At 59.7% G+C, this 19,859-nt stretch carries 19 protein-coding genes; 11 read left to right on the top strand and 8 right to left on the bottom strand.

Annotated features, from left to right (window positions below; genetic code table 11):
* Window positions 1–4: 4 nt before the first annotated feature.
* The 4 genes from J4G32_RS18905 to J4G32_RS18890 form a co-directional block, all read right to left on the bottom strand.
* Window positions 5–799 carry an acetoacetate decarboxylase family protein gene (locus tag J4G32_RS18905; RefSeq protein WP_210497103.1) on the bottom strand — a complete coding sequence of 265 codons (795 nt, stop codon included), beginning with the start codon at window positions 797–799 and terminating at the stop codon, window positions 5–7.
* A gap of 184 nt (window positions 800–983) precedes the next feature.
* A complete protein-coding gene (locus tag J4G32_RS18900; RefSeq protein ID WP_210497102.1) occupies window positions 984–1,769 on the bottom strand; it encodes a GntR family transcriptional regulator in 786 nt (261 codons plus the stop codon).
* Between the two features lie 51 nt (window positions 1,770–1,820).
* Window positions 1,821–2,627: an ABC transporter permease gene (locus J4G32_RS18895; RefSeq protein WP_210497101.1), complete on the bottom strand. Its 807-nt coding sequence runs from the start codon at window positions 2,625–2,627 to the stop codon at window positions 1,821–1,823.
* A gap of 14 nt (window positions 2,628–2,641) precedes the next feature.
* Entirely contained in the window at window positions 2,642–3,364 is a 723-nt protein-coding gene (locus J4G32_RS18890; protein ID WP_343232685.1) for an ABC transporter ATP-binding protein, read from the bottom strand.
* On the opposite strand from J4G32_RS18890, the gene J4G32_RS18885 reads away from it, so the two are divergent.
* The gene (locus J4G32_RS18885) at window positions 3,249–4,550 is read left to right on the top strand and encodes a carbon-nitrogen hydrolase family protein (RefSeq protein WP_343232684.1); all 1,302 of its coding nucleotides are present in this window, start codon (window positions 3,249–3,251) and stop codon (window positions 4,548–4,550) included. The two genes, J4G32_RS18890 and J4G32_RS18885, sit on opposite strands and share 116 nt — an antisense overlap.
* Window positions 4,547–5,305 carry an NAD(P)H-dependent oxidoreductase gene (locus tag J4G32_RS18880; RefSeq protein WP_210497098.1) on the top strand — a complete coding sequence of 253 codons (759 nt, stop codon included), beginning with the start codon at window positions 4,547–4,549 and terminating at the stop codon, window positions 5,303–5,305. The genes J4G32_RS18885 and J4G32_RS18880 overlap by 4 nt, the downstream gene beginning before the upstream one ends.
* Here the strand turns inward: J4G32_RS18880 and J4G32_RS18875 are convergent.
* Together J4G32_RS18875 and J4G32_RS22210 are read right to left on the bottom strand one after the other, a co-directional pair.
* Entirely contained in the window at window positions 5,302–6,318 is a 1,017-nt protein-coding gene (locus tag J4G32_RS18875; protein ID WP_210497097.1) for an ABC transporter substrate-binding protein, read from the bottom strand. The genes J4G32_RS18880 and J4G32_RS18875 overlap by 4 nt on opposite strands.
* 249 nt (window positions 6,319–6,567) lie before the next feature.
* Window positions 6,568–7,047: a helix-turn-helix domain-containing protein gene (locus J4G32_RS22210; protein WP_425515537.1), complete on the bottom strand. Its 480-nt coding sequence runs from the start codon at window positions 7,045–7,047 to the stop codon at window positions 6,568–6,570.
* Between J4G32_RS22210 and J4G32_RS21865 the strand changes: the two genes are divergently transcribed.
* The 5 genes from J4G32_RS21865 (at window position 6,931) to J4G32_RS18850 (ending at window position 13,485) form a co-directional block, all read left to right on the top strand.
* Window positions 6,931–7,467: a hypothetical protein gene (locus tag J4G32_RS21865; protein ID WP_246505298.1), complete on the top strand. Its 537-nt coding sequence runs from the start codon at window positions 6,931–6,933 to the stop codon at window positions 7,465–7,467. The two genes, J4G32_RS22210 and J4G32_RS21865, sit on opposite strands and share 117 nt — an antisense overlap.
* 801 nt (window positions 7,468–8,268) lie before the next feature.
* Window positions 8,269–8,940 carry a hypothetical protein gene (locus J4G32_RS21860; protein ID WP_246505296.1) on the top strand — a complete coding sequence of 224 codons (672 nt, stop codon included), beginning with the start codon at window positions 8,269–8,271 and terminating at the stop codon, window positions 8,938–8,940.
* A gap of 65 nt (window positions 8,941–9,005) precedes the next feature.
* The gene (locus J4G32_RS18860) at window positions 9,006–9,839 is read left to right on the top strand and encodes an FAD binding domain-containing protein (protein WP_210497095.1); all 834 of its coding nucleotides are present in this window, start codon (window positions 9,006–9,008) and stop codon (window positions 9,837–9,839) included.
* A complete protein-coding gene (locus J4G32_RS18855) occupies window positions 9,836–12,535 on the top strand; it encodes a molybdopterin-dependent oxidoreductase (RefSeq protein WP_210497094.1) in 2,700 nt (899 codons plus the stop codon). The genes J4G32_RS18860 and J4G32_RS18855 overlap by 4 nt, the downstream gene beginning before the upstream one ends.
* Complete coding sequence (locus J4G32_RS18850) at window positions 12,532–13,485, top strand: antibiotic biosynthesis monooxygenase (RefSeq protein WP_210497093.1); 954 nt, start codon at window positions 12,532–12,534, stop codon at window positions 13,483–13,485. Before J4G32_RS18855 ends, J4G32_RS18850 begins: the two co-directional genes overlap by 4 nt.
* Before the next feature lie 123 nt (window positions 13,486–13,608).
* Here the strand turns inward: J4G32_RS18850 and J4G32_RS18845 are convergent, their stop codons facing one another.
* A complete protein-coding gene (locus J4G32_RS18845; protein WP_210497092.1) occupies window positions 13,609–14,520 on the bottom strand; it encodes a formylglycine-generating enzyme family protein in 912 nt (303 codons plus the stop codon).
* Window positions 14,521–15,078: 558 nt separating this feature from the next.
* Here J4G32_RS18845 and exbB point away from each other — a divergent pair.
* The 4 genes from exbB (at window position 15,079) to J4G32_RS18825 (ending at window position 19,277) form a co-directional block, all read left to right on the top strand.
* Window positions 15,079–16,026: a tonB-system energizer ExbB gene (gene exbB, locus J4G32_RS18840; RefSeq protein ID WP_210497091.1), complete on the top strand. Its 948-nt coding sequence runs from the start codon at window positions 15,079–15,081 to the stop codon at window positions 16,024–16,026.
* Window positions 16,027–16,029: 3 nt separating this feature from the next.
* Complete coding sequence (gene exbD / locus J4G32_RS18835) at window positions 16,030–16,491, top strand: TonB system transport protein ExbD (protein WP_210497090.1); 462 nt, start codon at window positions 16,030–16,032, stop codon at window positions 16,489–16,491.
* Window positions 16,488–17,384 carry an energy transducer TonB gene (locus J4G32_RS18830; protein ID WP_210497089.1) on the top strand — a complete coding sequence of 299 codons (897 nt, stop codon included), beginning with the start codon at window positions 16,488–16,490 and terminating at the stop codon, window positions 17,382–17,384. Before exbD ends, J4G32_RS18830 begins: the two co-directional genes overlap by 4 nt.
* A gap of 171 nt (window positions 17,385–17,555) precedes the next feature.
* Entirely contained in the window at window positions 17,556–19,277 is a 1,722-nt protein-coding gene (locus J4G32_RS18825) for an ABC transporter ATP-binding protein (RefSeq protein ID WP_210497139.1), read from the top strand.
* A 48-nt stretch (window positions 19,278–19,325) separates the two neighbouring features.
* Here the strand turns inward: J4G32_RS18825 and J4G32_RS18820 are convergent, their stop codons facing one another.
* Window positions 19,326–19,712, bottom strand: coding sequence for a response regulator (locus tag J4G32_RS18820; RefSeq protein WP_210497088.1), 387 nt, complete (start codon window positions 19,710–19,712; stop codon window positions 19,326–19,328).
* Window positions 19,713–19,859 lie beyond the last annotated feature (147 nt).

Genomic DNA, 19,859 nt, shown 5'->3' with positions numbered 1-19,859 from the left:
GGCCTCAACGGTTCGCACCGGGACCGTAATCGTAAAGGAGGCGAGCTTTGGGCGCCGTCGTCCAACCACGCTGATAGAGATACCCGCCCGTGACATCCACGTCGCCCAGTGCGCGCAGTTCCTCGTCATCCGCATGGCCAAAAGCGATGGCGCCTTGCCCGGGCCAGACCGGGGACATGGACATGTTGTCGAGGGTCAGCTCGAAAAGCTGCTCGATATCAGGGACATCAGGGCTGGGGCTTGCGATGTAGCGATGCAGAAATGTACTGGCAGCATGACCAGGCAACGCTTGAATGGCTTGCGCATCCTCCGGGACATGGACTGAAAGGCGCAGGACGGAGGTGCCGTAGCGGCTGACCGTCCCTCCCGCAACAGCGCCCGGACCCATTGACGAAAATGCCGGGTTGCACCCCTGCAATCGCGAACGGTCGACCTGAGCAAGCCGCTTCGACCAGCCGAAGATGGGTCCCATGCCCATGGACCAGTCGCGATCGACCCAAACAAACGCCGTATACCGCCCGATCTTCTCGCCAAACCGGCAGTAGAACCCCACAACACCTTCGTTGTAGGAAGAGCGCGCCGGGTCCTTCCATGCCTGGTCCGGAGCAGAGAGACTGACCTTTGCCATCTCGGCAACCATGGCCCAGCCCTCGCCTGACTCCAACGGTTCCAATCCCGGTGGAAGAAACGCCGCGATGATTTCCGGATCAGCACGAAAAGCCACATGAACGGCGTCACAGCTGATGTGATGGGGGAGCGGCTCAACGAGAGAAGACCGACCTGACGCCGTCCGGGGCATCGACTGTCCCTGCCAAGACCGGTTCATTGTTGCCTTGCTCAGCATCGGATACCCCAACTTTGTCTTATTAATATGACAGCGCCTTTACTTTTCGTAAAGCATGATCAGCCTGCCGAAGTGCAAAATCAGCATGTGCCGGCTGCACAATCATCGCGGTTTCTGTTGGCAGCAACTTCGCGGCCAGCTATGCCGGACTCTGCCGCTTGGGAGTCCAGTGTCGCTTCTCAGCTTTGCCGGATCGCACGAGGTCCATCTTCAAACTGTAGCGATCAGGCCGGTACAGAGCGTGAAGGTGCTCGACACCGCGTCCGTCCCGGTCAAAGACGACGCGTGTCAATGATATCAGGGGCGAACCAATATCGGTGTTGAGTGCGTGCGCGACTTCCGGCGCCGCAATGGTCGCGCTGACTGTCTGATGTGCGCGCTGCGCTTGCACGCCAGAGCGTTCGAGCAGAAACAGCAACGGTGTCGATGCCAGTTCCTCCTCGGAATAGGTTTCTCCGATTGAGCTCGGCACATGCGTGACCAGATAGGAGAATGGCTCTCCGTCGATCAGCCGCACCCGGACGGAGCGTTGACACGTTTCTCCCTCGCTCATGAGCAATGCCTGCCCGATCGCGTTGGAGGCGGATACAAAAGCGAAGGACAGCAACCGAACTTCCGTGGTCCGCCCCATCTCTCCGATGCTCGCCAGCGCATTGGCAAGGTCGGCGACGAACGGCGTGGTCTCTGGTCGATTGGCGACGAATGTTCCAGCCCCCGGTTGGCGGCGAACCAGACCTTCCTGCTCGAGGTGATCAAGCGCGCGCCGCACGGTCACGCGTGAGACACCATGAAGGCTTCCGAGATCAGGCTCGCTCGGAAACTTGGCTCCTCCGGGGAGAGAACCTGTGACGATCGAATGCCGAAGCGTAAGATACAGCTTATGGGTCTTGGAGGTGTCGGTATTGGGCCCGAGCGGTCCGGCCATGTGACAATCAGACTCCAGCACGATCAGCAAACAACGTATCGCGACCGCTTATCACATATTGGCAGATTGATGCCAAGGGATGAGCATCCGCCGCAGAAACCCGATGCCAAAATAGAAGACAAATCCCAGCAATGTCATGTGGATCATCACGGCAAACAGGCCGTCGGTTTCGTAGGCATTCATGCGTGAGACGAGCAGGAAGCCCAAACCGCTGGCGCCTCCGAGGTACTCGCCAACAATCGCGCCAATCAGAGAAAGAACGATGCCGACCTCCATGCCGGTGATGATGTAAGGCATGGAACTGGGAAGCTCCAATCGGCGGAAAATCTCCCACCGTGACGCATTGAGACTTGTCATCACATCCTGGTGCCCCGCGTCGACCGACTTCACGCCCAGGACTGTATTGGTCAGAATCGGGAAGAAGGCGAGCACGGCCGCAACGATGACCTTGCTGGTAATTCCAAACCCGAACCAGACGATGAAGAGGGGAACGAGGGCCACTTTGGGAATTACCTGAGTCGCGACGATGAATGGTGTGAGTGTTGCCTCAAGCCAGCGAATGCGCCCAATCAGGGTCCCCAGACCAACTCCAAACACTAACGCCCACGCGAAGCCGGCGAGAGTAGCGTAAATCGTCATCAGCACGTGGTGCCATGCTCGGCCGCTGCCGAGCAGATCGATCCACGCATGGGCAACCGCCATGGGGGCCGGGAGGATGAAAGCAGAGACCCCACTCCGAGATACATAGATTTGCCACGTAGCGATCATCGCGAGCAGCAGCACGGGCGTGGTCACCCACGGCAGCCACTTCGAGTCTAGGAAGCTGGACCGCCCGTCTGGCGAAGTTGGTTCGGACATGGGGACAGCCTCGGTCACGAAATTTCCGTAAGACGTTTCCGCAGCGTGGATGCGATCGTCTGAAACTCGATGGTTGATTGGAGCTCGGTCGTCCGCGGCCGGGAAAAGGGAACGTCGTAGCTCGAATCGATACGCCCCGGTCGCGGTGACAACAGGATGATCCGATCCGCAAGGAACACTGCCTCACTGATAGAATGCGTAACCAGAATGACGGATTTCGACGTTTCCATCCAGATGCGCTGCAACTCGATGTTCATCGTGTCGCGCGTCATCGCGTCGAGAGCGCCAAAAGGCTCGTCCATCAATAGGATGTCTGGATCATACGATAGCGCGCGCGCGATGGCTGCGCGCTGTCGCATGCCACCAGACAATTCCCGAGGCCACCGCTGACCGAAGCCGCCAATGCCGACGAGGTCGAGCAATGCCTGAACACGACGCGATCGATCCGCTTTGTCCGATCCACGCATTTGGAGCGGGAGCGCCACGTTCTCCTCGATGGACAACCACGGAAACAGATTTGCTTCCTGAAAAACCACCCCCATCTCGGAGGCGGCGTCACCCTGGCGCCTGTTGTTGCGCCACAAGTTCGTTCCAACAATGTCAACCGTGCCCGATGTGGGCTTGATCAACCCGGCGATCAGCCGAAGCAAGGTCGTCTTTCCACACCCGGAAGGTCCGATCAGGACGACCAATTCGCCGGACTTTACCGAAAGATCAGTTGGCGAAAGCGCCTGCACCGGCGCTCCGCGCGTCGGATACGTCTTTGAAACCCCTGACAGCTGCACCGAGACAGGCGCCTTGTCGGTTTCGGGATCGACACGAACCACTGCCATCAACCTGCCTGAAAAAAATCGTCGCGAATGCCAAGAAATGCTTCGTCGGTCAAAGCTTATATGTATTAATGATAGGACAAACTTTAAATGTCAACGCGTCCGAGTGACGGTCGAAAGACTGATCGGCCTTGCAGCGGAAGGGCCTTCGATGGCGAAGCACATCATTGCGGCGGCGCACAGCTCATCGGTGCTTCTCGACAAGGCGGCGTGCATCGACAAAGCATGCAATCTCATCGAAGAGGCTGGCCGCAGCGCGGTCGAGCTTCTTTGTTTTCCCGAGACCTATATCCCGGGCTTTCCCTATTGGATCAACCTTTATCCGCCGGCGGAACAGCACGACATTCATGTGAGGTACGCGGCTCAGTCTATCGACTTTAGGGACGGCGGACTCGCGCCCATTTGTGCCGCTGCTGCAAGCGCCCGAACCAACGTGGTCATGGGCATCAGCGAAAGCGATGGCGGAACAATCTACAACTCGCAGGTCTTCATCGGCTCTAACGGCGAGGTGCTTGGCAAGCACCGAAAACTCCAGCCGACCTTTGCGGAGCGTATGCTCTGGGGCCAAGGCGACGGATCAACGTTGTCCGTGTTCGACACGTCTGTCGGAAGAGTTGGCGGGTTGATCTGCTACGAGCACATGATGAATCTGGCGCGCCAGGCTTTGATCCTCCAGCGAATTCAGATTCATTGTGCAAGCTGGCCCACCTTTGCAAGCAGCAAGGCACGAGGCGGCACATACGATCTGACCGTCGAAACGCTCATGCGCGCCCATGCGATCACAGGTCAATGCTTTGTTATCGTCGCTCAAAACCCTGTCACAGACCAGTATCTTGAGGCCATGGAATCCATCATGGGACCGCAGGATGTGCTTGGGACCGGCGGCGGGTCATCGGCGATCTACGGCCCAAGTGGCGCTACGATTGCTGGCCCGCACACCGGGTCGGAGGAAAAGCTCGTGATCGCTGAAATTGATCTCCACGACATCCTGCGAGCGAAAGTTCTGGTCGACAGTGCGGGGCATTACTCGCGCCCGGACGTTCTGACTCTCGCACTCGACACGACACCTCGCACGGGCTGGGCGAAGCCATGAAGGTGTTCATCGTCTATGCGCATCCAGAGCCGAAATCGTTCAACGGCGCAATGAAGGACCGTGCTCTGCTGGCTTTCGAGAGGGCAGGGCATGAGGTGAAGATCTCGGATCTCTACGAGATGAAGTTCAAGTGCACGATCGATGGAGATGATTTTCCGGCTCGCGCGAACCCTGTTCAGCTTCAGATTCCGTTCGAGCAAGAGGAAGCCTACCATTCAGGCTCCACAGCCGCCGATATCCTGGCCGAGCAGCAGAAGTTGATATGGGCCGACCTGATTCTGTTCCAATTTCCCCTCTGGCTCTATTCTCAACCGGCGATTCTGAAAGGTTGGATGGAGCGTGTTTTCTCAAGTGGCTTTGCGCACGAGGTCTCGGCCCGCAGCGATGCACGCCGTTGGTTCGAGAAGGGCGGCTTGCGGGGGAGGCGGGCTCTCTTGTCCTTCACATGCGCTGGCGCTGCAACGGCCTATGAACCGACTGGACGCCATGGCGATATCAACCGCATCCTATGGCCTATTCACAATGCGCTCCGGTATGCAGGTCTCGACATCCTGCCCCCCTTTATCGCGTATTCTGTCTTGCGGGGCGGGGACGCTGCGCGCCTGGAAATTCTTGATCGATTCGAGGCCGCCATGAAGAATATCGAAATCGCTGCGCCGCTAGGGTTTCACGGTCTTGCGGATTATGACGATGCTCATCAGCTAAGAGAAGGAGTCGTCCCTATGACAGCCGGCCAGTGGCGCGGATCTCTCTAGCCGAACGCCTTGTTCCAGATCGACATGTCGAGATAGTTCTTGTCGCTGACGCCATTGACGATCCCCGCTTTGGTCATCAGGTCAATGGCGGATTCGAATGTCTCCGGGACCGGTTTCATTCTGGTCCCGTGCACGTACCTAAAGTTTGCCATTGCGAATTCCAGCGCGGGGATCCCGCGGTCAGGTCTCTTGGCCTCCGCGAGATCGAAGCGCGTCGCCATTGCGTCCACAATTTCGGTAAGATTGGTCGACGCGGTGAGGGCGGCCAGCGTGTCATTGACGCCAAGAAGGAACTTGGCGAGCGTCTCGGGACGTTCAGTGATGGCCTTCTTGGTCGTCACATAAAGATCGCCTGGCGTTGGGGCCACCTTGTCAATGCTCCAGGCCTCGATGGGCTGCTTGGCCTGCTGCAGGAGAAAGACGGTCAGGTTGGTGGAGATGTAACCTGAGATCCGTCCCGCCTTGATGAACTCGAAGGCGGCTGGCGCGGTGCCCACGGCTTCGCGCTTTACGTCTGCCTTCGGGATTCCGGCTTTCGCGAGCATCATATCGAGAAGGTTCTCGGTTGCGCCGCCTACCGACACCACCCCGATCGTCTTTCCCGCGAGATCCGCAATGTTTCGGATCGGCTGATCGGCATGGCTGATGACCCAGAACAGGTCTTTTGGATAAACATTGGCGATGGCTACCAGCTGCGGGTCCTTGGCGTAGGCCTTGAGAAGGTCCGTGCCGCCCGTGCGAGAGACCAGGACGTTGCCGGCCGTCAATTGCTGGATGCCCATGGCTGAACCGCGCCCTCCCTCAATGTTGAGGGTGATTCCGCGTTTCTGGAACTGGCCGCCGACCGCGCCATAAAGTGTCTCGGCATAGTCCATCAAGAAGCCGAACGGCGTCATGTAGGTCATGGCGTCGCCGCTCTGGGCCCTCGCAGGAACGGAGCTTAGTGCTGTCGAAGCGCCGAGGGCTACCGCCGCCTGCAAGAACTGACGACGATTCTGATCTGAGCGGTTCATCACGACCTCTTGGGCATCAACAGAAGAATTCTGTGCAGTTCGAATTTGTATTCGAAATAATACCGCAGCGTCAATCTTGGCCGATCCCGGCACGGGTCAGGTTTTGCGCAGCGCAGCCCGGAAATTGTGCAGATCCACTGGGCCCCCAAGGCTCGCATGGCCAGGATGAGGCTTGCCTGATGGCTCTTCTCGCCGGGAGAGCATTCGAATTGTCGCTGGACAGAGAGGATGTCGCCAGATCAGGCAGCTTCAGCGCTGTCTCAATCCTGACGTCGTCCTCACAACGTTCTCGATCTTTGCTTGCCCTTGCGAAGAGCTCCGATGATCCTCGCGCGGAGCGTGCAGTGCGCGGTGCTCGCGCGCGTCGCGGGGCGTCACGGAAAACCGACGCTTGAACATGCGACTGAAGGACGTCTGTTCGACAAAGCCTGACCGAAATGCGATCTCTGCAATCGACAGATGGCGATTGCTACTCGAGCCTAGCAGAAGAAGGGCGCGGCTCAGGCGTGCTTCCCAGATCGCAGCCGAGATACTCTCTCCATGCCGGAGAAAAACGCGATAGAGGGACGCCCGCGAACATCCCAGAGATAGGACCACGCTGTCGGGTGTGAGATGCGGATCGCTGCATTCCCGCTCGATGAAGAGGTGAGCGGCACGGTGAAACCCATCCGCGAGTCGTTCGCCATCAACCTTCCCCCGACATTCGGACTGCAGCGCCGCGAGTGCCATGTCGGCGGCACCGGACATGGCCAGAATCCTTTGATGACCCGACAGGTTGTGCGCTTCATCCAGGATCATTTTGACCTGCGACTGCACCAAGGCCCAGATTCCGCTGCTGCTCGGACGCAAGGCCGGAAGAGCCGTCAGGTCCGACCCCAGTACGTCTTCCACACGAGAGCGAGACAGGATCAGCGCTGCCGCCCGGTGGCGCGATCGGACGACGCGGACCGGGCGCGCGTAGTCGACAATCCAGAGGTCGCCAGCCCTGATGCGCCGCTCGCCGCTCCCGTGCTCGAGACTCGCACGCTGACAGTTGACCATGAGGTCGATGCTGATGTCGTCGCAACCATCTTGCTTGCAGCGACTTGCAGTCCGGATGGCGGCAATGCTGTCGGAGGCATGCTCTACGACTTCCGTTCCCGCCCCTAGAACACGCCGCAGCCGCGCGCGAAATGGGCGTCCGTCATCGCTCGTGCGGGTCGGCTCCATGCGTCGCAATACCGAGTCTCGCCAGAACGAGAACCGCTCTTCTGCTGGAACCCCCTCTGTCGAGAGATCGATGATCTGGCCCCAGGAGGGGCGTTCGCAGATGCTCCGGGCCTGAGACGCCAGGTCAATTGTTGGGCGGTCAAGATGAGACATTCGGCCTAACTCTATGGTCACTCTTACCTTACGATGCCTAAAGCGTTCGCGACAAATAAAAGAAGAATTTCCATTCACGATCCCGTTTGATGTCGGTTCCGCCCATGCGGGCGACGTTACGGAGGATCAAATCAGACATCGCACCGGAGACATTGAGTGACGCCATTTTCTTTTCGCAAGAGCTTGCTTGCCGCCGGTCTCGTTCTCCTCGCGCCGGGATTGGCTCCAGCCCACGCTCAAACGCTCCCCAGTTATATGGATGGCCTTGTCGGCACGACGACGCCTGCCCCAGGTGCGGTCGAAACCAGGAACGTCCTGCAACTTAATCGGTCGATGTTCGATCTATATGGCGATGCCGCTGCGATCTTCAGAAAGAACATTCTGGCATCTCGCCCGGTTATCTTGGCATTGTTCTCCGGCGCGGGTGGAAAGTTCATCCTCTACCGGCCGGGACAGGCGCCTCTTGAAGCGCCCTCAGTCCCCATTTCATATCAGCTTCTGAAGTCTGTCGCGCATAGCACCATGGCTCTGGCAGAGGTCGTTGGCCCTTATCTGTCAAGTCCGAACGATCCCTCTTGGCGTGGGTCGATGCTGGCTTTCCGAAGCCGGATGCAATCCGCTCTGGATGGTCTGGCTGTGACCGACATGCCGGAAGAGTGGCGAGAGAACAGTCGCCTTGTCCTTGAGAACAACCTTGCGTTCATGGACGTGTCACTCCGAGACAACGCCATTGGCTTTGCCAATCTTCAGGCCTTCGCCGCAAAACAGGCACCGTTGTTGCGCAAGAATGTCGCCTGGGCAGCAGAGACCCAGGTGAAGCATTGGATGGGTGTTCTCGCCGAATGGAAGGCGCTTGTCGGAAATGACTGGGACAAAACCTACGCAGCCAGCAACACGATCTATGTGGCTCGCCAGAACAACGTGATCTTTAGCGTCCTGGCACAATATTTCGGCCCGCAGGCGATCAACGACCGCCTTCTGCTGATCGAGACGGTGTCGTTCACCACCACACCTGACGACATGCTCGATTCCCTGACCCGGATCATCGCAGACCGATCCGTCGGCGCGCTCTTCTTCGGGAATTATCATCTGATGGATTATGAGCTCATGGGCGGCGATGCGCGCACCGCGATCATCGCTGAAACAAAACGGAGAGGCATGACGACCTTTCTGCCGCCTGCCGTTCCCTTCGGCTCGCACCAGTGGCCGACACTCGTCACGCCAGGTGACGGGCCGGCATCCCTCGACGATCTGCACTGATCCGAATTGCCGCTGACACGTCTCGATCCCGTGACATTGTCATGCTCGTCGAAGGACAAACGTGAATGAATCTCAATGCGATCCGCGCGATCAAACGCCCATTGACGGCGGATGAGATTACTGGATGGGCATCAGGAGACGCTTGGCTTGCAGGCGGAACCTGGTTGTTCTCAGAGCCGCAACCCTCGCTTGAAACATTGATCGATCTGGAGCAGCTCGGTTGGCCTGCCTTGGCGCTCTCGGACGGCGGTTTGGACATCGCCGCAACTTGTAGCATCGCGACACTCTACGGGTTTAACCCGCCCGTCCAATGGGGTGCAGCGGCCCTGATCAAGGAGTGCGCCAACTGTCTTCTCGCGTCGTTCAAAATCTGGAACGCGGCGACAGTGGGTGGGAACATCTGCATGTCCCTGCCGGCAGGCGCGATGATTTCTCTGACCGTCGCTCTCGAGGCGACCTATGAACTGTGGCAGAGGGACGGGACTCAGCGTGAAATCCCAGCCTTGGATTTTGTGACGGGGAATCACGCCAATGTTTTGAAGCCGGGCGAATTGCTCCGCAGCATTCACATTCCTGCACGCTCCCTCTCCAAACGATTTGCCCTGCGCCACGCCTCCTTGACGAAATTGGGCCGATCGGCCGCTCTCATCGTGGGGACGCAGACCGGCGGGACTGGCGACATGCTTTTGACCATCACGGCCGCGACGCCGCGTCCGGTGCAGATCGCCTTCCCGGCGGTTCCGACGTCGATCGAGCTTCGTCGCGCGATTGACGCGGCCATCCCCGGCGACGGTTATTTTGCCGACCCGCATGGGTCGGCTCCCTACAAGCATCACCTCACGTATCACTTCGCAGAGCAGATCCGACAGGAACTGGCGCAACCGGCGGTTCTGGCATGACCTATCTGGTGGATGGCAAACAGATCTCGGCTGAACCGCATGCCGGTCAATGCCTGAGAACATTCTTGCGCGACTTCGGGAGTTTCGGAGTCAAGAAGGGGTGCGACGGCGGGGATTGCGGTGCTTGCACCGTGTGGCTCGACGGCGTCCCAGTTCACTCTTGTCTCACGCCTGCCTTTCGCGCAGCCGGGCGGGAAGTGACGACCATTGCAGGGCTCGCAGTCGACGGCGTCCTGCATCCGATGCAGCAGGCCTTTCTCGATGCGCAGGCCTTCCAATGCGGCTTTTGTACTGCGGGCATGATCATGACCGCAGCCTCGCTCGATGCGGAAAGACTGCAGGACCTCCCGCACAGCTTGAAGGGAAATCTCTGTCGCTGCACGGGGTATCGATCGATCAACGACGCTCTTCACGGGCGCACATCGGTCGAAGCCGATGTGGCAGGTCGCGCATGCGGCGCCAGTCTTCCTAATCCTTTCGGGCCTTCCATTGTCACCGGCCAGGCCCATTATACAATGGACGTCGCGGTTGAGGGCGCCCTTCATCTCAAGGTTTTGCGATCGCCTCACGCCCATGCGCGCATCGTCGCGATCGACCGGCAGAAGGCTCTCGCTGTACCAGGTGTCGCTGGAATCTTTACATGGGAGGACGTGCCGCGACGGCTCTACAGCACGGCGACCCATGAGGACCATCTGGTCGACCCTGACGACACCTATATGCTCGACAATGTGGTCCGGTTCGTGGGCCAGCGTGTGGCGGCTGTGGTGGCAGAGACTGAGGCAGCGGCGGAGGCTGCCTGTCATCTGCTCGATGTCACATACGAGATCCTGCCCGCAGTGTTCGATCCGGTTACTGCGATGGAGCCCGACGCCCCCGTGCTTCACGATAAAGGCGATGCTGCGCGCGGGAACATCTACGTCGATATCAAGGGCGAAGTAGGCAGTGTCCTTGAGGGTTTTGCCGGCGCCGACGCGGTTCACGAAATGACCTACTCGACTTCGCGCGTACAGCATTCCCATCTCGAGACACACGGCTCCATCGCGTGGAAGGACGAGACCGGCCGCCTTCACGTCCGTACCAGCTCGCAAGCTCCCTTCATCGCCAAGCAAAAACTTTGCCACCTTTTCCAGATGAGCCCGCGCGACGTTCATGTCTTCTGCGAGCGGATCGGCGGCGGCTTCGGCGGCAAGCAGGAGATGATCTCCGAGGACTTGTGCGTTCTGGCGACGCTGAAGATCGGACGGCCGGTGCAATGGGAATTTACCCGCGAGGAGCAGTTCATCGGTGCAACCACGCGTCACCAGATGACGACGCGCGTGAAACTTGGCGCCAAACGCGACGGCACGCTCACGGCCATTGACGTTCATGTGGTCTCGAACACCGGCGCTTATGGCGGCCACGGTGGCGAGACACTGGCGGCGGCTCTGGGCAATCCGCTGACGGCCTATCGCTGCAAAAACAAGCGGGCAGAGGGATACGCCGTCTATACCAACATCGTGCCGGGCGGCGGGTTTCGCGGCTATGGTGCGTCGCAGACCACCTTTGCGATCGAATCGGCGATGGATGATCTTGCCCGCACCCTCGGGATCGACCCCTTCGCCATGCGCCGACTGAACATGGTGCGGCCGGGCGACTGGATGGAATCGGTCTGGAAGGACCCGTCCGACGTCACATTTGGAAGTTACGGACTCGATCAGTGCCTTGATCTCGTTGAAGACGCGCTTTCCAGCGGACGCGGCGCGGAGCCTCCTGCCGGCGAAAACTGGCAGAGTGGCACGGGTGTCGCTCTCGCGATGCTGGATTGCGGACCACCCACGGAGCACCGGTCCGGCGCCGAGATGGCGCTCTTGCCCGACGGCCGATATCACTTGGCTATCGGATCGACGGAGATGGGCAACGGCTCTGTCACGTCGCATCGCCAGATCGCGGCATCCGTTCTTTCCACGCGCGCCGATCAGGTTGCGATTATCAACGCCGATACCGACCTCACACCCTACGATACGGGAACATTCGCGAGCACAGGGACAGTTGTGGCGGGGAGGGCGGTTGATGCTGCAGCAAATGCTCTGTTGGACAACATCCTCGATTTTGCCAGCCGCCACACGGGAGCGCCGACCTCGGAGTGCCATCTTGACGATGACGAGATCGTCTGTGGCAATCGTCGGATGTCCCTACAGGATCTCTGGAAGGCCGGACATGCGGTCGGGCACCGATTCGAGGCGAAGCGTAAAGCCTATCTCTCCCCGAGGACCGTGGCCTTCAACGTTCACGGCATTCGGCTTGCGGTCGAGAAGGTGACCGGCGAGATTCGAATTCTGCAAAGCGTCCAGGCGGCCGATATCGGACGCCTGATCAATCCAATGCAATGCCGCGGCCAGATTGATGGGGCCATCGCGATGGCTATTGGCTGGACGCTGACCGAGAACATGATGATCGATGACCACGGCGCCGTCATCAATCCGGCGTTCCGGAACTACCGGATTCCGGCTTTTGCAGACGTGCCTGAAAGCGAGGTCCACTTTGCAGATACCTACGACGCGATCGGCCCGCTTGGCGCGAAGTCCCAAGGTGAAAGCGCCATCAACCCGGTGGCACCCGCCATTGCGAACGCCCTTGCGAACGCGACCGGCGTTCGGTTTGCTCATCTCCCGCTCACGCCAGACCGGATCTTTGACAGACTGAGTCACGACGCATGAGCGCAGGGACGATGCCGGCACCCGTCACGATCGTGACGCAGACCCAGGTCGTCCCTGGTCAGGAGGCGACGTTTGCCACCTGGCAGGATGGAATCGGAAAAACAGCCGGGACTTTTCCAGGCTTTCTGCGCCAGACGGTCATGCCGCCGAATCCTCCCATGCAGATCGACTGGGTCATTCTGCAGGACTTCGACAGCGAGAAATCGGCGGTCGCTTGGCTTCATTCGCATGAGCGCCTCGACCTTGTCCGGGCTGCATTGCCGATGCTGGCCGGAAAGGACGATGTTCATATTGTCCGCGACGGCGGGTCTGGCGTTCTTCCGGCCCCAGTTTCGGCTGTGATCGCGACGCGGATCAAGAAGGGGTCCGAAATATCCTATCGCGCCTGGGAACAACGTATCGCTGCCGCTCAGTCCAAGGCTCCAGGTTTCCAGGGATATCGGTTCGAACCACCGTTGCCCGGCGTGCAGGACGATTGGCTTGCCATCGTCAGATTTGATTCCGAGGAGCATCTCCAGAACTGGCTGAACTCTCCGGATCGGCAGAAACTTCTCGCAGAGGCCGTCTCCTTTACGGAGGAGTTTCACACCCGCATCGTCAGAACCGGCTTCGACCAATGGTTCAAATCTGACGGATCCACGCAAGGCCCGGCGGCGTGGAAGCAGAACATGGTTGTCCTGCTGATGCTCTACCCCGTGGTCTTTCTGTTCGGCATCTTTGTGCAAACGCCGATTCTCATGGGACGGCTCGAACTTCCCTTCTGGTTGGCGCTTTTTGTCGGGAACGTTGTCGGTGTCATTCTCCTCAATTGGCTGGTGCCCTGGGCAAGCCGCAAATTTAACTGGTGGCTCGCAGCGCCCGGCTCCGCTTTGGCAACGAATGTCACCGGCGCGGCATTGGTCGCCGGTCTCTACCTGGCGGCGCTTGTGATCTTCTCGCGGCTCTCCTGACGGTCTCCGGCGGCGTGCCTGCCCTTGACGAGGCGCCTCAGCGCGACTGGCTCGTCGTCGACATGAAGAACGACAGGAAGACAGTCTTTCCACCTTGGTGAGACGCGACGGGACGGCGCTTGATCAAGCCCGCCGGATGCAGCGAAAGCCGATGTGGCTCGTCGATGTATCGACCGGATGGGGGTGCCGTGCAGCGGGCCGGTATCGACGGCAATAGCTCGGCGCGCAGAGATGGGAGCCGCCCTTGACCACCTTACGTGGGATGCGGATCTCGGGCTGCTGCGGATCGAAACTTGCATCCTCCCGGCCGCCACGAGGGTTCTCAGGAATGCAGCAGGCCTTCGGCGCGTCCTCGTTGTGCTTGGGAGCATACCAATCCGTCGTCCACTCCCAGACGTTGCCGATCATGTCGAAAACACCAAATCCGTTGGCCGGGAAGACTCCCACCGGGGAGGTTCGTGCGTATCCATCCTGCAGTGTATTCTCGAAGGGAAACTGACCTTGCCATGTATTGGCCATATGCACGCCTTCCGGCGTGAGTGAATCACCCCACGCGTACTCTGCGCCATCAAGTCCCCCGCGCGCTGCAAATTCCCACTCTGCCTCCGTGGGAAGGTCCTTCCCGATCCACTTCGCATAGGCGAGAGCGTCAGTGTAGCTCACATGGACGACGGGGTGATCCTCGAGACCTTTGAGTCTGCTCGTCGGACCCTGGGGGCGCCGCCATTGGGTGCCGAATGAAAATGTCCACCACTGACTCCAATCGCGCAGATCAACCGGATGATGGGGTGGGGTAAACAGCAATGATCCAGCCTTCAGCATGTCCGGTATCGCGCCCGGATAGTCTTTCGCATCGGGAACCGTTTCTGCGGTCGTCACATGGCCGGTCGCCTGCACAAAGGCCTTGAACTGACGATTGGTGACGGGTGTAGGGTCCATCCAGAAACCATCGACCGTCGCGCGGTGGACTGGCGCCTCTTCCGGATAGTGATCGTTAGAGCCCATCCTGAAAGTCCCGCCTGCAATCCAGATCATCTCCTCATTGCGTCCTGAGACAGCAGGGGTGCGTTCGGCAAGACTACGGCTGGATGGTCGGTTCATTCGATGGCGGCCGGACGCAGCGAGAGGGGGCGTGACATGGGGGACTTCCGTTCAGGGCGCGATAAAAAACTATCTCACATTTGCGGCACACTGGCGAGAAGTCCTGAAGCCAAGTTTGGAAGGCTCGCAACCTCATCCGCTTGCGCAGCTCAAATACCTCAGTGCTGAGTTCGCTCAGCGATATACCAACGTCCCCTGAGCGCCACGAGACTTTGCGGACGGTATTTGGAGCTCTTTAGAGGATCTCTAAAACATTGTATTTGCAGGGTAATTTTATTTGGACTATGACGCCGGGCGAGCCGCGGGCTCGCTTGACGAGTAGATCGAGTCACGGGGTCTAAGCCGCGCAATCGCTTCAGTCTCGGCTCGCTGTTCCAGCCGAGAGACGTGTCACGGAAGCCCTACGGTTCGCCTTTTGGCGAGAGTTTAGACGCACGGAGCAAGACCGACGATGACAAGAACGAGGGCGTATGGCCCGGCTGGAACGTCAGAATGACCGGCAGGCGAAAAAGTCTCACCATCATGGGCCTGATGTTGATCCTGGGGTTCTCGACTGTGGGCGCTCACGCGCAGACGGTGCCGGCCGTCGCGCCGCCAATGGTGACGACCTCAGTCGGGCCCTCCGGAGCGGCTCCAGCAACGACGCCAGCCGCTTCGCCAGCGTCCAGGGCTGATTCCGCACTGGGTGCGCTGCCGCGCGACCTGTCCCCGTGGGGCATGTTCAATCAGGCGGACATTGTCGTGAAAGCGGTGATGATCGGCCTTGCCTTTGCTTCCCTCGTCACATGGACAATCTGGTTGGCCAAAGGACTTGAGCTTGCCGCTGCGACGCGCCATGCAAGGATCGCCACGAGCGCGGTCGCGAAGGCATCATCCCTTGAGACGGCCCTGATTGCAGTCGATGCCAGCCGGTCGGCGGGTGGGCCGGTGGCCGACCTTGTTCGCGCCGCTGCGCGTGAGATGCAGCAGTCAGGCACGCTCGCCGCTGAGGGAACCAAGGAGCGCGCATCGATCGCCATTTCACGGATCGAGGCGCGGGCGAGTCGGGCCATGGCGCGCGGTACGGGACTTCTCGCCACCATCGGCGCAACGGCTCCCTTTGTCGGGCTGTTCGGCACTGTTTGGGGGATAATGAACAGCTTCATTGGGATTTCCCAGGCGCGGACCACGAACCTGGCGGTCGTTGCACCAGGGATCGCCGAAGCGCTCCTTGCCACCGCGATCGGCCTCGTGGCGGCCATTCCAGCGGTCATCATCTATAATATGTTTGCTCGCGCCATCACCGGCTATCGTGCTCGCCTGTCCGATGCGTCCGGAGAGGTTCTGCAGCATCTTTCGCGCGACCTTGATCGCCGGAGTGAGAGCGACCACAGGGCCAATGGGGGCGAAAGACACGCCGTAGCGCCGAACGCTTCGCGCTTTCTACAGCCAGCGGGTTGATGCATGGGCGTGTCCTTGAAAAATCCGCAGGACGGCGATCTGGCAGACGTCTCAGAGATCAACGTGACGCCGTTCATCGATGTCGTGTTGGTGCTGCTGATCATTTTTATGGTCGCAGCGCCGCTCTCGACCGTTGATGTGGCAGTTGACCTGCCAGTTTCGAATGCCACTTCGCAACAGCGACCGGATGAGCCACTGTTTCTCACCGTGAAGAGGGATCTCAGTCTTTCGCTGGGCAGTGACGTCGTGGCACGCGCGAGCCTGCAGAGTGCGCTGGATGTGCAAACACGCAGCGAGCGGGATCAACGAATTTTTCTGAGAGCGGACGAGCAGGTCGCCTATGGCGATCTGATGGTGGTGATGAACCTGCTGCGGTCGGCGGGCTACCTGAAGGTCGCGCTGGTGGGAGTCGAAGACGCGGGACAACCGCTTCCTGCCAAGGGAATTGAGACCACTGGCCCATGAGTGCTTCCGCCGGCTCTCTTTTGTCGCCTTCGCGCGATGAGAGCGCGGCCGTCTTGGCGCGTTGGATCTGTGCGGGCACCCTCGTGCTTGCGGTCCATGCGGCCGCGATCGTGATGCTGGTGTCGCGATCGAATATCAGCACGCACGCCGCGGGCTCTCCCGCGGCGATTCTCCTGGAGCTTTCACCGCTGCCTGCCGCCGCGGAGGCGGTTCTGCAGGATGTCGCGCCTGGCCCGCTGTTGTTGGAGACGCAGCCCAAGCCGTTAACCGCCAGGCCAGATTCTGCAACTCCAGAAGCTGTCGACGAAAACACGCCCCTGCGACGTTCGCCATTGTTGAGTGATTATGCTCCGGAGACGCCGAGCCTTTCCCAGGAATCACCGCTACCCGAACAGGCATGGGTCGCGCCCGCTGAGGCAGTCCTGCCTCCGTCCCGCCCCCGACAACCTCCACGGCCGGCGCCCAGGAGACCTCTCCAGAAACCAGCGGTCCGCAAGCCGTCTGTCAATCTTGACAGCCCCCAACAAGATCTCTCGTCCGCCCCGCCGCCCTCCCAGGCACGCGGGGAGCAGCCTGCCACATCGCCGATCCCCGGTGCGTTGAGTGCTGTCGCACAGGCGTCGTGGCGGAGCAGCCTGCTGGCGCATCTCAACCGGCATAAGCGGTTCCCTGCTGGCGCGTCTGGCGGAGGGACCGCGACGGTGGCGTTCACCATCAGCCAGACTGGCCAGGTGTTGTCAGCGCGTCTCATGCGGTCCTCGGGCGATCCCGTACTAGATCTGGAGGCTGTCGCGCTCGTGAAACGAGCAAACCCGGTTCCGCCACCGCCGCCTGAAGCCGCCCGCAATGCCCCATCCCTCACATTGACCGTGCCAGTGAGGTACAATCGTTAACGGGGAGCGCCATCCCATCGGCGCCGATCGGCCAGCATTCGCCGGCATGCCGCGGCACGCCCGAGCCGGCTTCCGGGAGTGACCGGACTGCGCTAGATTCCTGCTGTGCAGAGCCGGACTTCTATGTGTTCTGCTGGCGTTCGTCCCATAGGTCAGGTTCTCATGCTTCCCGTGCTCAGGCGATTTTTTGCGTATTATCGCCCCCACCGCCGCCTTTTCCTTCTCGATTTCTCGTGCGCGGTGACGTCGGGCTTGCTTGAACTGGGCTTTCCCATCGCCGTGAAGGTGTTCATCGACAGGCTGCTGCCGACCGGCGAGTGGGGTCTCGTTGCAATCGCGTCAGCTGCCTTGCTGGTGGTCTACATTCTGAATGCGGGGCTGATGGCGATCGTGACCTACTGGGGCCATATGTTGGGCATCAACATCGAGACGGAGATGCGCCGCAAGGCGTTTGATCACCTTCAGAAACTCTCCTTCGGATTTTTCGACAATCAGAAGACGGGGCATCTCGTAGCGCGCCTGACCAAGGATCTCGAGGAAATCGGTGAGGTCGCACATCACGGGCCGGAAGACGTCGTCATCGCCGTCATGACGTTGATCGGTGCGTTTGCGCTCATGTTCAACGTGAATGTCCAACTGGCTATCATCACGGCCGTCGTGGTGCCACTCACGGCGTGGCTCACCACGCGGTTCGGCGGACGAATGACACGAAACTGGCACGCGCTTTACGGTCGCATTGGGAGCTTCAATGCGCGCATTGAGGAAAATGTTGGCGGAATCCGCGTCGTTCAAGCCTTTGCCAATGAGGCTCACGAACGACGGCTTTTCGCCATCGATAACCAGAGCTATCGCAACACGAAGCTTGAGGCCTATCGGATCATGGCGGCCTCCACATCCTTGAGCTATCTCAGCATGAGGCTGACCCAGATGGTGGTCATGGTGGCCGGAAGCTACATGGTTTTGAAGGGAAATCTGAGCACCGGCGGTTTCGTCGGTTTCCTGCTGCTCGTCGGTGTCTTTTTTCGACCGATCGAGAAGATCAATTCTGTCATCGAGACCTATCCGAAAGGGATCGCGGGCTTTAAGCGATACACGGCTTTCCTCGATATGCGGCCCGACATCGCGAACCGGCCGGATGCGCGTGATGCACCAGCGCTAAAGGGCAGTATCCGCTATCAGGACGTTCATTTCGGCTATGCGTCAGATCGAGATATTCTACACGGTCTCGACCTCTCGATACGGCCCGGGGAGACAATCGCGTTCGTGGGCCCCTCGGGTGCCGGCAAGACGACGATATGCTCGTTGCTTCCGCGGTTCTACGATGTCTCACGTGGCTCCATCACGATCGACGGACTTGATATTCGAGAGATGACTCTTCAGTCCCTTCGAGGCCAGATCGGCATCGTGCAGCAGGACGTGTTCCTCTTCGCAGGCACGATCCGGGACAACATCGCCTATGGCGACCTAGACGCCACAGATGGCGAGATATTCGAGGCCGCGCGAAAGGCTCGACTGGGCGACGTGATCGCCGCGATGCCGAGTGGGATCGAAACAGTGGTTGGCGAGCGGGGTGTCAAGTTATCCGGCGGTCAGAAGCAGCGTCTGTCAATTGCACGCATCTTCCTGAAAAATCCTCCGATCTTGATTTTGGACGAGGCGACATCCGCCCTTGATTCGGAAACCGAACGGGCAATTCAGCAGGCCCTCGCCGACTTGTCCAAGGGCCGCACCACCCTCGTCATTGCCCATCGTCTGGCTACCATCAGAAACGCTGACCGCATCGTCGTGGTGGAGGGGGGCCGCGTGGTTCAAGAGGGCCTGCATGGCGCTCTCCTCGCACAACCGGGGCTCTACCAGCGACTGAACGCGGCTCAGTCAAGCTTCCTGAGTTGAACAACTAGCCGTCACCAGAGAGATTTCATGATCGAAATGCGTTCATCCTCAGCCGGTGCGGCGTGAGACGGCACGAAAGGCGGCGGCAATCTCGGTCACCTGGTAGGGCTTGATGAAGAATCGGCCGGGACTTGGAATCGTACTGTCGGACACATAGGCGCGGCCCGACGTCATGAAGGGAATGATGTGCGGCCACCGATCCGCGACCACACGCATGAGATCGCGTCCGTCCATCGAACCAGGCATGTTGATGTCGGTAAACAGGACAGCAACATCTTCGCTACATTCCTCAAGCAGCGATAGAGCGTCATCTGCGTCTCTCGCCTCCAGGACCTCGAAGCCTTCAGCCTCGATCAGTTCCACGACGCTATAGCGTACCAAAGCGTCGTCTTCCACGACCAGAACAATGCGGGGGCTGTCGCCAATCTCGGTCATGAAGGTCCCTTTCGGCCTATCAACACCGCGAGGCCGTATTTGGTCGCATCACGCTGAAGATTTTGTTCAGTCGTTCACTCCGGTCGTCCGATGCCGCTCCCGGGTGAGTATTCACATTCCCGGGCTATGGAGCCCGGCGAGGCTCGA

Origin of the sequence: Microvirga antarctica (genome assembly GCF_017921815.1) — a bacterium.
GTDB lineage: Bacteria > Pseudomonadota > Alphaproteobacteria > Rhizobiales > Beijerinckiaceae > Microvirga > Microvirga antarctica.
This window is presented reverse-complemented; position numbering and strand designations above follow the sequence as displayed.